The sequence below is a fragment of the Streptomyces sp. B8-7 genome, from assembly GCF_058833805.1.
Genome location: NZ_JBYRRL010000004.1, coordinates 860084 through 872182 on the forward strand (window position 1 = coordinate 860084; position 12099 = coordinate 872182).

15 protein-coding genes, 1 tRNA gene and 1 pseudogene are annotated in these 12099 nt (G+C 74.7%); 4 read left to right on the forward strand and 13 right to left on the reverse strand.

The genetic code is table 11. The annotated features are described in order from the left end of the window. Window positions 1-119: 119 nt before the first annotated feature. Complete coding sequence (locus AC5K6T_RS23765) at window positions 120-623, reverse strand: MarR family winged helix-turn-helix transcriptional regulator (RefSeq protein ID WP_493211988.1); 504 nt, start codon at window positions 621-623, stop codon at window positions 120-122. 214 nt (window positions 624-837) lie between these two features. Here AC5K6T_RS23765 and AC5K6T_RS23770 point away from each other — a divergent pair, with 214 nt between their 5' ends. Further along, the gene (locus tag AC5K6T_RS23770) at window positions 838-1029 is read left to right on the forward strand and encodes a hypothetical protein (RefSeq protein WP_493211989.1); all 192 of its coding nucleotides are present in this window, start codon (window positions 838-840) and stop codon (window positions 1027-1029) included. Between the two features lie 33 nt (window positions 1030-1062). Here AC5K6T_RS23770 and AC5K6T_RS23775 read toward each other — a convergent pair whose 3' ends face one another. The 5 genes from AC5K6T_RS23775 to AC5K6T_RS23795 form a co-directional block, all read right to left on the reverse strand. Then, window positions 1063-1353 (reverse strand): hypothetical protein, encoded by a 291-nt coding sequence (locus tag AC5K6T_RS23775; RefSeq protein ID WP_493211991.1) that lies wholly within the window; start codon window positions 1351-1353, stop codon window positions 1063-1065. Window positions 1354-2039: 686 nt separating this feature from the next. Next, window positions 2040-2951: an RNA polymerase sigma factor SigF gene (locus tag AC5K6T_RS23780; protein ID WP_493211993.1), complete on the reverse strand. Its 912-nt coding sequence runs from the start codon at window positions 2949-2951 to the stop codon at window positions 2040-2042. A gap of 646 nt (window positions 2952-3597) precedes the next feature. Then, on the reverse strand, window positions 3598-4452 hold the full coding sequence (locus tag AC5K6T_RS23785) for an RNA polymerase sigma factor SigF (protein ID WP_493211995.1): 855 nt from the start codon (window positions 4450-4452) through the stop codon (window positions 3598-3600). Between the two features lie 130 nt (window positions 4453-4582). Then, on the reverse strand, window positions 4583-4876 hold the full coding sequence (locus AC5K6T_RS23790; protein WP_493211997.1) for a Dabb family protein: 294 nt from the start codon (window positions 4874-4876) through the stop codon (window positions 4583-4585). Beyond that, window positions 4873-5052 carry a hypothetical protein gene (locus AC5K6T_RS23795; protein ID WP_493211999.1) on the reverse strand — a complete coding sequence of 60 codons (180 nt, stop codon included), beginning with the start codon at window positions 5050-5052 and terminating at the stop codon, window positions 4873-4875. The genes AC5K6T_RS23790 and AC5K6T_RS23795 overlap by 4 nt, the downstream gene beginning before the upstream one ends. A 538-nt stretch (window positions 5053-5590) precedes the next feature. Between AC5K6T_RS23795 and AC5K6T_RS23800 the strand changes: the two genes are divergently transcribed. Next, window positions 5591-5956: an MmcQ/YjbR family DNA-binding protein gene (locus AC5K6T_RS23800; protein WP_493212000.1), complete on the forward strand. Its 366-nt coding sequence runs from the start codon at window positions 5591-5593 to the stop codon at window positions 5954-5956. 65 nt (window positions 5957-6021) lie between these two features. Here AC5K6T_RS23800 and AC5K6T_RS23805 read toward each other — a convergent pair. From AC5K6T_RS23805 to AC5K6T_RS23820, 4 genes are all read right to left on the reverse strand, one after another. Next, window positions 6022-6106, reverse strand: a tRNA-Ser gene (locus AC5K6T_RS23805). Window positions 6107-6203: 97 nt separating this feature from the next. Beyond that, window positions 6204-6635, reverse strand: coding sequence for a tRNA adenosine(34) deaminase TadA (gene tadA, locus AC5K6T_RS23810; RefSeq protein WP_493212002.1), 432 nt, complete (start codon window positions 6633-6635; stop codon window positions 6204-6206). An 86-nt stretch (window positions 6636-6721) separates the two neighbouring features. Then, window positions 6722-7246, reverse strand: coding sequence for a tRNA adenosine deaminase-associated protein (locus AC5K6T_RS23815; RefSeq protein WP_493212004.1), 525 nt, complete (start codon window positions 7244-7246; stop codon window positions 6722-6724). 313 nt (window positions 7247-7559) lie between these two features. Beyond that, a complete protein-coding gene (locus AC5K6T_RS23820) occupies window positions 7560-7964 on the reverse strand; it encodes a response regulator (RefSeq protein ID WP_493212006.1) in 405 nt (134 codons plus the stop codon). A 654-nt stretch (window positions 7965-8618) separates the two neighbouring features. Between AC5K6T_RS23820 and upp the strand changes: the two genes are divergently transcribed. Next, the gene (gene upp, locus AC5K6T_RS23825; RefSeq protein WP_386980158.1) at window positions 8619-9254 is read left to right on the forward strand and encodes a uracil phosphoribosyltransferase; all 636 of its coding nucleotides are present in this window, start codon (window positions 8619-8621) and stop codon (window positions 9252-9254) included. A 347-nt stretch (window positions 9255-9601) separates the two neighbouring features. Here upp and AC5K6T_RS23830 read toward each other — a convergent pair whose 3' ends face one another. Together AC5K6T_RS23830 and AC5K6T_RS23835 are read right to left on the reverse strand one after the other, a co-directional pair. Then, window positions 9602-10222, reverse strand: coding sequence for a LytR C-terminal domain-containing protein (locus AC5K6T_RS23830; RefSeq protein ID WP_493212207.1), 621 nt, complete (start codon window positions 10220-10222; stop codon window positions 9602-9604). Between the two features lie 422 nt (window positions 10223-10644). Beyond that, complete coding sequence (locus AC5K6T_RS23835; RefSeq protein ID WP_004943146.1) at window positions 10645-10941, reverse strand: type II toxin-antitoxin system VapB family antitoxin; 297 nt, start codon at window positions 10939-10941, stop codon at window positions 10645-10647. A gap of 324 nt (window positions 10942-11265) precedes the next feature. Between AC5K6T_RS23835 and AC5K6T_RS23840 the strand changes: the two are divergent. After that, window positions 11266-11532: pseudogene (locus AC5K6T_RS23840) on the forward strand (helicase HerA-like domain-containing protein); the annotation flags it as partial. Window positions 11533-11952: 420 nt separating this feature from the next. Here AC5K6T_RS23840 and AC5K6T_RS23845 read toward each other — a convergent pair. After that, a complete protein-coding gene (locus AC5K6T_RS23845) occupies window positions 11953-12078 on the reverse strand; it encodes a hypothetical protein (protein ID WP_493212008.1) in 126 nt (41 codons plus the stop codon). Window positions 12079-12099 lie beyond the last annotated feature (21 nt).

Genomic DNA, 12099 nt, shown 5'->3' on the forward strand with positions numbered 1-12099 from the left:
CCCCCGTGCTTGGCGTGGGCCCGCACACCGGCTGGTGTGGTCGTTGCCATGGGCTTCCTTCTCTTACGTCGGCGCGGTGCGCGCGCAGGGGTGTACGGGTGGTGACGGGTGGTCCCGGGTCAGGGGGCACCGGTGGGTCGGGCCGGAGCGGCCGGCACGGTCACGGCGGGCTCCGCGGGCTCCGGGCGGGTGGCCCGGCAGTCGCCGAAGCTGTCGCGCAGCCGGGTCAGGAGGCGGATGAGCCGGCCGACATCGTCGTCGGACCAGTCACCGAGCCGCGTGGCCAGCAGGCGGCTGGTGCGCCGGGACAGCTCGTCGAGCTCCGCGCGGCCCGTGGCGGTCAGGCGCAGGATGCGGGACCGCTTGTCCGCCGGGTCGGGGGAGCGGACGATCCAGCCCCGCGCGGCCGTGTGCGCCACATGCCGGCTGGTGACGGACAGGTCCACGGAGAGCAGTTCCGCGAGGCGGCTCATCCGCATGGCGCCGTAGCGCTCCAGCAGTGCCAGCACCGCGGCCGAGCCGGGCGGGCAGTCCGCGGGCAGGATCCGTGCCATGCCCCGTTTCACGGCGCCGATGGCGCTGAGCTGGCGGGCGAGCTCCTCGTACAGCTCCTGCTCGGCCATGGCAGCTCCTTTTGTTGCTTAGGGCAACCATAGACGGAAGATGGTTGCTGAAGGCAAATGAATGGGGGGTGAGGCGACAAAAAGTTGGCAAAGGCAAGTATTGCGGGCGTAAACCCGCAGCTGAGGGGGGGCCGGCGGGGCGGGCGGTCGGCCCCGGGGCATCCCGGGCCCCGCACTTGGGCGTCCCGCCGGGTATTCGCTAGGCTCCCGGGCCATGGCCAACACCCAGAACCCGCAGGGCAACCACGACCCCGCCGGCAGCACCCAGATGTTCCGCGCGTTCGTCGACGAGGCCCCTCAGGCCCCCGCGCCGCAGGCGTCGTCCGGCCCGCGCATCGGTCTGATCGTCGGCGTGGTCGCCGCCCTCGCGGTCGTCGCCGCGGTCGCCTGGCTCGCCCTGAAGTAGCCCCCGCCCGGTCCGGTGCCGCCCGGCCGCGGGTCAGCTCCAGTCCGTCCGGACGTCCCGGGTCTCGACGTGCATGCCGAGCGGCACGCGCCAGGCGTCGACGCACACCGTCCAGGTGTGCCTCCGGTGTGCCCCCGGCGCGATCGGCACCGGCAGTTCCTCGGTCGACCCGACCGTGGCCCAGTCGACGCCGAGCGCGCCGATGATGTGCGTGCCGAAGGTGACCGTGCCCGAACGCACCGCTCTTCCCCCGGTGTTGCGCAGTTCCAGCGTCACCCTCTCGCACCAGCGGCGGCCCTCGGGGGCCCGCTCGGGCGCGCTCACGGTCAGCCGCGCCGGAGCGGCCGGAGTGCCGGGCGGTGGTGCCGTGGGCCCGGAGGGGGCCGGTGTGGCCGCCGGTGGCGAAGGCGGAGCCGGTGCCGTGGTGGGCGGGGCCGAGGCCGACGGGCCCGCCGGTACGGGCCGCCCGCCCGGTCGGGGCGCAGTGCCCGGCGCCGGCGAGGAGGTCCCCGGCGTCGTACCGCCCGGGGGGCCGGCCTCGCCGCCGTGCCCGCGCGTCCCGGTGTCCCGCGTCGCGGGTGTACCGCCCTTGGGTGAGGCAGGGGGTGCCGCTCCGGCGGGCCGGCCGTCGTCCCCCGCCCCGCTCTCCGGGCCCGCGGGGTCCGCCGTGGCCGCGGGGCCCGGCCCGCCGGCCCGTCCGTGCCGCCCGTCGGTGACGTCCGTGCCGTCCGGCCCGTCGAGCGGGACCAGCGTCACCGCGCCCGCGGACGCCGTCGCCGTACCCGCCGCTGCCGCTCCCACCGCCGTGTGTCCGCCGGTGCTGGGGCCGCCGCACGCGGCCAGGCTCAGCCCGCCCGCGCAGACGACGGCCGCCGAGGCGCCCAGCAGGGCGCGTCGGCGGCCGTGGGGCACCCGTGCCGGTCCCGTCGCTCTCAGCATCGCGCCAATGTGACTGACGTACCGTCAAATAGGAAGCCCCGTAAGGGAAACGGTGCTCGCCCTGGGGCCGGTCAGTCGGAGATCAGACCCTCGCGCAGCTGGGCCAGGGTGCGCGTCAGCAGCCGGGAGACGTGCATCTGCGAGATGCCGACCTCCTCGCCGATCTGGGACTGGGTCATGTTCGCGAAGAACCGCAGCATGATGATCCGCCGTTCGCGGGGCGGGAGTTTGGCCAGCAGCGGCTTGAGGGACTCGCGGTACTCGACGCCCTCCAGGGCCGTGTCCTCGTAGCCGAGGCGGTCGGCGAGCGAGCCCTCGCCGCCGTCGTCCTCGGGGGCCGGGGAGTCGAGCGAGGAGGCGGTGTAGGCGTTGCCGACGGCGAGTCCGTCGACGACGTCCTCCTCCGACACGCCCAGGACGGCGGCGAGTTCACCGACGGTCGGTGAGCGGTCCAGCTTCTGGGACAGCTCGTCGCTGGCCTTGGTCAGGGCCAGCCGCAGCTCCTGCAGACGGCGCGGGACGCGGACCGACCAGGAGGTGTCGCGGAAGAAGCGCTTGATCTCGCCGACCACGGTCGGCATGGCGAACGTCGGGAACTCCACGCCCCGTTCGCAGTCGAACCGGTCGATCGCCTTGATCAGCCCGATGGTGCCGACCTGGACGATGTCCTCCATGGGCTCGTTTCGGGAGCGGAAGCGGGCGGCCGCGTAGCGCACGAGCGGGAGGTTGAGCTCGATGAGGGTGTCCCGGACGTAGGCGCGCTCGGGGCTGTCCTCGGCCAGGGTGGCGAGCCGCAGGAACAGAGAGCGGGAGAGGGTGCGGGTGTCGATGTCGCCCGAGGCCGGTGGGGCCGGGACGGCGTCGGCCTCGGGGTTCTGGGCCGGCGTCGCCGCGAGGGCCGCGGAGTCGTCGAACGCGGCGTCGGGCGCGGACTCGCTCTTCGTGAGCGTGAGCACCTTCGAGCTGCCCTGATCTGCGGACATGCCACCCCCTCTGGGTCGCGGACGGTCGCGGCGGGCCCCTCGTGGTGAGGAGCGCAGCCTTCACCTGAATACCGGAGCCGGAGCTCCGGCAAACGCGCTTCCCGCAGAATGTCACATGTCGGCAACACGCTGTAGAGACATGTCGACATCCAGTATCCGAATCCGCCCTGGATGCAGGGGGTGTGACGGTTCTTCAGGCGGAATCTCCGCACAACGGCGCTGGTGAGCGATTCGCTCGCGCGGGTTATGCGTCGCTCATGCGTTCAAGGCGCGTGCAGGGGCGCCCGGACCGGCGCTCAAGCGGGTCGCGAGGCAGCGCGGGGACGCGGCGCGCGGACGGCGCGCGGACCGTTGCGCCGAGGACCCGCGAAGTCCGGCGGACCACCCCGGGGTCCGGCGGGGGCACCCGCGGTGGCCGACGGGAACGGCGGACGGGCGCCGGCAGCCCGGGCGGCGCTGGGCGCCGGGTCCCGATTCCTCGACCCCGGCCCGGCCTCCGGCCCCGGCACCTGACCCGGCTCGGCCTCCGGCCTCCGGCCCCGGCACCTGACCCCGGCCCTGCCCTCTGCCCTCTGACCCCGGCTCCTGACCCCGGCTCCTGACTCCGGGCCCTGACTCCGGGTCCCGACTCCGACCCCCGGCCGCCCTACGCGTCGATGCGGTTGGCGGACCGCAGCCGCTGGAAGCTGCGGGCGAGCAGCCGCGACACATGCATCTGGGACACCCCGAGCTCGGCGCTGATCTGGGACTGGGTGAGGTTGCTGTAGTACCGCAGCAACAGGATGCGCTGTTCGCGTTCGGGGAGTTGGACCAGGAGGTGGCGCACCATGTCGCGGTGCTCCACGCCGTCGAGGGCAGGGTCCTCGTAGCCGAGGCGGTCCAGCAGGCCGGGCAGGCCGTCACCCTCCTGCGCGGCTTCGAGCGAGGTCGCGTGGTAGGAGCGGCCCGCCTCGATGCAGGAGAGCACCTCCTCCTCGGTGATGCGCAGCCGCTCGGCGATCTCCGCGGTGGTGGGCGTCCTGCCGAAGGACGTCGTGAGGTCCTCGGTGGCGCTGTTGACCTGCACCCACAGCTCGTGCAGCCGGCGCGGTACGTGCACGGTGCGGACGTTGTCGCGGAAGTAGCGCTTGATCTCGCCGACCACGGTCGGCATGGCGAAGGTGGGGAACTGCACGCCCCGGTCGGGGTCGAAGCGGTCGATGGCGTTGATGAGGCCGATGGTGCCGACCTGGACGACGTCCTCCATGGGTTCGTTGCGGGAGCGGAAGCGGGCGGCCGCGTAGCGCACGAGCGGGAGGTTGGCCTCGATGAGCGCGGTGCGCACCCGGTTGTGCTCCGGCGTACCGGGCTGGAGCTCCTTGAGCTCGGCGAAGAGCACCTGTGTCAGCGCCCTGGTGTCCGCGCCGCGGCTGCGCTGCGGAGCGGGAGCCTCTTCCTGGGGCGGCGCAGTACTGGCCGACACGGTCAACGCCACCTCTTCATCGGTCAACTCATCCGTCAAAAGCGGTCATAGCATCACAAGACATGCCCACTGTGTGCAAGCACCGCAAATCTCCGTGTTGGGGGCGAAGAGGCACGGAAAACGCGCGACGGCCCCACACCGTCCAGGTGCGGGGCCGTCGCGCGTGAGATCAGAACTCGTAGTCGGCGATCACCCACGTGGCGAACTCGCGCCAGAGGGCCACGCCCGCCTGGTGCGCGGGGTGCTCGACGTAGCGGCGCAGCCCCTCGGCGTCGTCGAACGCCGAGTTGATCGCGAAGTCGTAGGCGATGGGCCGGTCGCTGACGTTCCAGCCGAGCTCCCAGTGGCGGATCCCGGCGATCTCGCCGTCGAGGGCGCGGAAGGCCTTCTCGCCTTCGGCGACGCGCGGGTCGTCGCGGCCGACGCCCTCGTTGAGCTTGAAGAGGACCAGATGGCGGATCATGACGTACCTCCGTGGGCGACCCAGGTCATGAAGTCGCCGATGGCCTTGGCGGCCTCCGATATGCCCTCGAACACTATCTGCACGTAGTCGGCCGCACGGGCCGGGTCGGTGATGATCAAGTAGAGGGCGAAGACCACGAGTACATAGACGGCGATCTTCTTAGCATTCACCGCCACTGCGGCCTCCCCTGTCGCCTGCCCTGGCCCGCGGGCCCCCTGTCCGCCGGCGGCGAGTGTAACTTCACGCCGTGTTCGGGGACCAACGGCCCACCCGCCGGGGCCGTTCGCCTCCCCTCGGTGCAGCGGCGCGCGTGGAGGATGGAGTCCGGCCCCACCGGATCCGGGAGGAAGACCGGAGGGGCCGGGACAGGCCCTCACTGCGGGGCGCACGCCGGCACCACTCCCCGTCGTTCCGGCACGCGTTCGAGGGCCGGTCCCCGCCGGGGGAGCGCGGGCAGCCCCCGTACCCCGCCTCCCCCGCCCGCCCCGTACCCCGTCTCCCCCCCCGCCCGTCCCGCCCCCGCATACCCCGCCCGTCTCGCCCCCGCATACCCCGCCGGACCCGCGGGGCGCACCGCCCCGGCCCGCGGCGGTCGGACCCGCCCGTGACACCCCGGCCAGGCGTACGGTGGCCACGACGGGCCGGACCCGCGGAGCCGGGTGCCGGCCGGGGCGGGCGTCCGGCACGACCGGGAACCGGGGAGGGGGACGGGGCATGGCCACCGTCGACGACGTACGGCGTCTCGCGCTCGCGCTGCCGCGGACCGAGGAGCACCTGATCCGGGACCGCGTGAAGTTCCGCATCGGCAGGATCGTGTACCTGGCGCTCTCCCGCGACGAGACCGTCCTCGGCTTCGCCTTCCCCAAGGAGGAGCGCCCGGCGCTGGTCGCCTCCGCACCGGAGAAGTTCTCCCTGCCGCGCGCCTCGGACCTGCGCTACAACTGGGCCGAGGCCCGCCTCGGCGCCCTCGGCGTCACGGAGCTCGCCGAACTGGTCACCGAGGCGTGGCGCCTGTGCGTCCCGGCGTCCGTGGCCCGCGCCCACCTGGGCGAGGACCCGCGGCCGCCCGCCCCGCACTGACCGGCGCACCCGCCCGCGCGGCACGCGAGAGGGGCCCCGCCGACCGGCGGAGCCCCTCTCCGAAGCGGTAGCGGAGGGATTTGAACCCTCGGTGACTTGCGCCACACTCGCTTTCGAGGCGAGCTCCTTCGGCCGCTCGGACACGCTACCGAGGGAGACCTTACAGCACCCGGCGGCCAGGTCCGAAATCGATGACGGGGTCCGCGGGGGCGGGGAGCCCGGGGCCCGTCAGCGGGTGCGGAAGAACTCAGCGGGTGCGGAAGAACTCGGTGAGCCGCTGCGCGCACTCCTCCGCCAGGACGCCCTCGACGACCTCGGGCCGGTGGTTGAGCCGCCGGTCGCGGACGACGTCCCAGAGCGACCCGGCCGCGCCGGCCTTCTCGTCGCGGGCGCCGTAGACGAGGCGGTCGAGGCGGGAGAGGACGATCGCGCCCGCGCACATGGTGCACGGCTCCAGGGTGACCACGAGGGTGCAGCCGGTCAGCCGCCACTCGCCCAGCCGTGCGGCGGCCCGTCGCACGGCGAGCACCTCGGCGTGGGCCGTGGGGTCGCCGCCGGCCTCGCGTTCGTTGTGGCCGACGGCGATGACGGTCCGCCCGTCCGGGCCCAGGACGACCGCGCCGACGGGGACGTCCCCGCCCCGGACGGCTCGCTCGGCCTCCTCCAGGGCGAGGCGCATGGGGGCCCGCCACGGGTCGCGCACGGGGTCGGGGCCCGCGGGGCCCGGCGGGGTCCCGGGGCCGCGGCCCTCCTCTTCCGGTGTGGTCAGCGGACGGTCTCCAGCACTTCCGAGGCGCCGAGCGCCTCGGCGATCACGCCGAGGGCGTCCTGGGACAGCGATCTGAGTTCCTTCTCCGTCACTCCGAGGTCGTCCAGGACGGCCGCGTCGCCGACCGGGCCGTGCGGCACGGACTCGGCGGAGGCGCCGTCCGCGTCCGCGTCGCCGTCCTCGCCGTCGCCGTCCTCGGTGCCGTCCAGGTCGAGGGAGTCCAGGTCGTCGTCGTCCGGATCCCGGCCGAGCAGTTCGTCGGTGAGGAGGATCTCGCCGTACGAACTGCGCGCCGCCGCGGCGGCGTCCGAGACGTAGATGCGGGGGTCGTCCTCGCCGTCCACGCGGACGACACCGAACCAGGACTCCTCCTGTTCGATCAGCACGAGGACGGTGTCGTCGTCGGGAGAGGACTCCCGGGCCAGGTCGGCCAGATCGGACAGGGTCTCCACATCGTCGAGCTCTGTGTCGCTCGCTTCCCACCCGTCTTCGGTGCGCGCGAGCAGTGCGGCGAAGTACACCGTGACTCTCCCACTGGTCAGAGGCGTGCCGGTTGGGGGTCCCCCCGGCGGAGGTTACGGGTGGGGAGAGCTCGGGCTCCGAGCCCCACCCACTCGGAATCGTGGCAGAAACAAGTCGTTCAGGGGACGTCTTCGGCTCCCTGTGTCCGGCAGTTTCGATCGCGGGCACACGATCGACTCACCGGCGCACGCGTTGCCGCCACCCGCGGATCGTACGCGTGTCTCCGCCCGAGCCGCGCACGCCCGTCCGCTCAACACCCCTGACGGGCATGGATCTTCCCGTGTCCGGCGCGGACTTCCGACCTGGGGTTCTCTACCAGCGGAACGTCCGCATGCGCATGGCGTGCCGCAGCCGGGCCGCCTTGGCGCGCCGCGGCTGCACCCGGGCGCGCAGTTCGCGTGCCTCGGCGAGTTCGCGCAGAAACCGGGCGCGTCGGCGCCGCCGATCGGTGTCACTCTCCACCCCCTCGGCCTCCACTCCGTCGGCCCCGCCCGCTCCGTCGGCCTCCACTCCATCGGCCCCGTCCACCCCGTCGGCACGGCCCGTGGAGCCGCCGCCGTCGGCCGGGTGTGCGGTGCCCGTGCCGGCGGCCCCGCCGTCGACCCGGCCCGCGGAGCCACCGCCGATGGTCCGGCCCGCGGTGCCCCTGCCCCCGGCCCTGCCCGCGGCCCTGCCCCCGGCCCGGCCCGCGGTGCTCCCGCCTTCGACGTCGAGCACGGCACCCCTGTCCGCGGCCCCGGCCGCACCGGTCCTGCCCGGGGCCCGGCCTGCGGTCCGGCCGCCGGTCCTTTCCTCGGTGCGCTCGGCAGCCGCCTCCCTCGTGTCCCCCGTGCCCCCCGTGTCCCCCGTGTCCCTCGTGCCCCCCGTGCCCCCCGTTTCCTCTGTGGGGCCGGCCGCCGCCTGACGGGTGCGGTCCGCCGCCGCTGACGGAGCGCGGTGTCCGGTCGGCCCGTCGGACTCCTCCGGGCTCCGCGACCGGGCCCGCCCGCCGTCCGGCTCCCGGGTCCCGCGCCCGGCCCGCATCCCGCCCCGGCTCCCGGCGGGGTCACCGCTCCCGGCCGGGTCACCGCTCCCGGCCCGGTTGGCGGGTGTGCCCCGGTCCGCGCGTGTGTCACGGCCCGCGTGTGCGTCCCGGTCCGCGGTGGTGCCACGGTCCCCGGGCGTGTCCCGGTCCACGGCCGTGGCCCGGCCCGTGGCACCGGTCCGGCGCGCGCCCCGGCTCCCGGCGGCACCGCCGGCGTTCTCGCGACCCTCGTCCTCCGGCAGATCCGGCATCGCCACATCACCCCAGTCCGTGCCTCCCCACCTTCCCCCGGTCAGGTGGTTCGACGCCAGCGCGGAGCGGGAGGCGGCGCGGTTACTGTTGTGCCCATGCGTCTCCACGTCGTCGACCACCCTCTGGTCGCTCACAAACTCACCACGCTGCGCGACCAGCGCACCGACTCCGCGACCTTCCGGCGTCTCGCCGACGAACTGGTCACCCTGCTCGCCTACGAGGCCACCCGCGACGTGCGCACCGAGCAGGTCGATCTCACCACGCCCGTCGCCCGGACCACCGGCGTCAAACTCTCCCACCCGCGCCCGCTGGTGGTGCCGATCCTGCGCGCCGGTCTCGGCATGCTGGAGGGCATGGTCCGGCTGCTGCCGACGGCCGAGGTGGGCTTCATGGGCATGATCCGCAACGAGGAGACGCTCCAGGCCTCCACCTACGCCACCCGGATGCCGGAGGACCTCTCCGGCCGTCAGGTGTACGTCCTGGACCCGATGCTGGCCACCGGCGGCACGTTGGTCGCGGCGATCCAGGAGCTGATCAAGCGCGGCGCCGACGACGTGACGGCGGTCGTGCTGCTGGCCGCGCCGGAGGGTGTCGAGCTGATGGAGCGGGAACTGGCGGGCACGCCGGTGACGGTGGTGACGGCGTCGGTCGACGAGCGCCTGAACGAGCAGGGCTACATCGTGCCGGGCCTCGGCGACGCGGGCGACCGCATGTACGGGGCGGCCGAGTAGCCCCCTCCGTGCCGCAGGCGCCCGTGGTGTTCTGAGCGGTCCTGCCCGGGGCCGCCGGCCTCCGGGCCCCGCGGCACCTCCGGGCGGGCGGGCCTCTGAACGCCCCGACCTCTCCGAGCCCTACGAGCCGGAGCCACCCTCCGTGCGGCCGCACCGTCCGTGCCGTCCGCACCGTCCGTGCCCCGTGCCGTCCGTGCCCCGTGCCGTCCGTGCCCCGTGCCGTCCGTGCCCCGTGCCGTCCGTACCGTCCATGTCGTGCGCACCACCGGCTCCGCTCGGCGGTTCAGCCGTTCCCCGGTTCGGCGGTCCCGGGGCACGGGGGCACGGGGCTTCCACGGGCCGGTGGTTCAGCAGTCCTTGCGCGCAGTGGCGGGCGTCGGCGCGGGCGCGGTCAGTGCGGTCAGCGTCCGCTCGGCGTCCGCCTTCGCCGTCAGGGCGCGGAAGCCGTCACCGATGATGAGGTCGAGGGTGGCGCCCTTGCGGCCGGCCTCGGTGCGCGGTTCGGCGCCGCCGATCTGGGCGGCGAGCACCGGCAGCGAACTGTCCGCGGCCGAGGCGGGCCCCAGCAGGATCGCGGTGCCCTTCACCTTCTTGTCGTACTTCGCGTCCGCGTTGCCGATGTCGCCGATGCGGAAGCCGCGCTTCTCCAGTGCGTCGGCGGTCTGCTTGGCCAGGCCCGCGCGCGTGGTGGCGTTGAGCACGTTGACCGTGATGCGGCGCGGCTCGGTCAGGGCCTTCACGGGGCTGGGGGACGGGCTGGGCCGGCCGGCACAGCCGGACGAGGCCCCGGCCGCGCTGGCGCTGTCGCCGCCGCCCCCGGAGAAGACGTCGATGAGCTGCAGGGTGCCCCATCCCGCCGTACCGAGGACGACGAGGGAGGCGGCGGCCGCGAGGACGCGCCTGGCGCGTCGTCGGGGGCGACGCATTCGCGGGTATTTGTCCCCCGTGATCCGGTACTGGCCGCCCATGCCGGGGGGAGTCAGCATGCTCATGAGCGCAGCGTAGTGCGGCGCGGCGGCGATGCCTACTAGATGATCATTCGACACTGCGGTCCAACCCGAAAGGGCCAATCCGTGACCGGGAGCGGCGGGGGAGCGGGCGGTGGCCGCGGGCGTGGAAGCCGCCGCCGGGCGCGACGCGCGCACGGGAGGCGTCCCTCGGCGGCCCGGACCGTCGCAGTCCCCGGCGTGCGGGCCCGCGAGTACGCACGGCGGTGCCGGCCGCCGCAGGACCGCTGTTGCGTCCGGCGCACGGGCGAGACAGCCGAACGCCGCGCGCGTCGGCGTACCGGCGGGCGGCGTGCCGGTACCCGGACGGTGTGCCGAAGCCCGGCTACGGCCGGTCCGGCGCTCGACCGTGCCCGGTCGGTCCGCGGACGGGCACGGCCCGGTCAGTCCAGTTCGAGGACGCGCGCGTGCAGCACCTGGCGCTGCTGGAGCGCGGCACGGACGGCGCGGTGCAGGCCGTCCTCCAGGTAGAGGTCCCCCTGCCACTTCACGACGTGCGCGAACAGGTCGCCGTAGAACGTGGAGTCCTCGGCGAGGAGGGTCTCCAGGTCGAGCTGCTGCTTCGTCGTCACGAGCTGATCGAGGCGGACCGGGCGCGGCGCGACGTCCGCCCACTGCCGGGTGCTTTCCCGGCCGTGGTCGGGGTACGGCCGGCCGTTTCCGATGCGCTTGAAGATCACACGGAAAGCCTACCGGCCCAGACGTTCCGGGCGCAGCCACGGAGAAGCAGTGTGGCCTCGGAAAAGTCCCCGCGAACCAGGGCGAAACGGATCACGGCCTGCCCCGAGAGGCCATGAGACCGCGTCCGCGGCGGCCGTGACGGCGCGGACGACGTCTGCGCCGTCACGGCCCGGGACGCCAGGCTCGGAAGGCGGGCCGTGGGCGGGCCCTCCGGAGCCACCACCGGGTGATCTGCGGTCGCCGCCCCCTTTCCGGGGCGCAGGTGACGGGCGGCCTCTTCAGCGTCGGGCGGCCGCTGTTCGAGGCCCCGTCCCCCGGCGTTCCTCCGGGCGGTCGCGCCGACGGTGCGCCTGATTCCCCCGAAAGGGGGGGAGGACGGGGGTGTTCTTCCGTCGTGCGGACCCGGGACGGACGTCCCCGCCGATGCGCTCGCCCGGCTCGGCGACCGTGCGGGGCCCGCGCAGCGCGCTCACCGGCCCGACGGCCGGAAGGCGTTGAGGGCCACGGCGCGGCGGTCCCCCGACCCGGCGCAGGAGCCTGGGGGAACCTCTCGCCGGCACCATCGCCCGTGCCGGCACCGGCGCCGGTGAGGCCGCGCGCACGCACGCTGTGCACAGGCTGTGGACCGGGCGGCGGCGTACGGGAGAGCCGGTCGCCGGTCCCGCGGTGGGGGTGCCCCGGCAACGGCCTCTGCACGAAGGGCGGAGCCGGGCGTCCGGGCGACGGCCACCGGGCCGGAGCGGCCGCGCGACCACCCGGACGCTGTTCGGTGCTCCCGCAGAAGGCGCCGGGGGCCGAGTGCCCGTGAGGACACCCGGCCCGACCGGTCAGCGGCCTTGAGCGGCTTCCGCCGCCGTCACCGGCCTCCAGCGGCCGCCGAACCCGCAGCCGCTTTCACCGGCAGCGTCGGCCGCCACCGGCAGCGTCGGCCGCCACCGGCAGTGTCGGTCGTCGTCGGCAGCCGTCGGCAGCCGTCGGCAGCCGTCGGCAGCCGTGGCAGCCGTCGGCCGTCACCGGCCTTTGCGCTGGTCGACCGCGGGCCGCGGCTCGGGCCGCTTCCGCTCCGGCCGCGGCGCGCCGCGCGCGGCCTCGGCGCGCAGCAGGGCGCGCAGGACCGCATAGGGGTCCGAGGGCATCTCGGTGCTCCTTGCGTCAGA